Origin of the sequence: Vibrio sp. 10N.261.55.A10 (genome assembly GCF_041470825.1) — a bacterium.
GTDB classification, from domain to species: Bacteria; Pseudomonadota; Gammaproteobacteria; order Enterobacterales; family Vibrionaceae; genus Vibrio; species Vibrio crassostreae_C.
On the sequence record NZ_JBFRNC010000146.1, the window covers coordinates 1 to 405 of the forward strand.

At 42.5% G+C, this 405-nt stretch carries 1 pseudogene; it reads left to right on the top strand.

The features are described from left to right. Positions 1 to 405, top strand: a pseudogene (locus AB4274_RS22160) (glutathione S-transferase family protein); the annotation flags it as partial.

The following is a 405-nucleotide window of genomic DNA, read 5'->3' on the forward strand; positions in this document are numbered from 1 at the left end:
AGAGTGGCATTGAGGGAGTGGAATACGCTCACCATCTTTATACGATGACTGATGACCAATACACTGGTCGAGCGACTGTGCCTGTACTTTGGGATTGTGGTGATAACAAAATCATCAACAACGAGTCTGCTGATATTCTTCATATTTTGAACGAAGACTTAAGACCGATTCATAATTCAAACATCAATTTGTACCCGACTGAGTTGCAATCACAAATTGAAGAGTTTAATGCCAGTATCTACGACAGCTTAAACAATGGCGTGTATCGCGCAGGATTCGCTTCAAGCCAGAAAGCTTACGACGAAGCCATGGTTGATATTTTCGCTCGCTTAGAAGAACTGGAAACACATTTTGCGAATAACGATTTTGCCGTTGGCAACCAACAAACCGAAAGCGACATTCGGT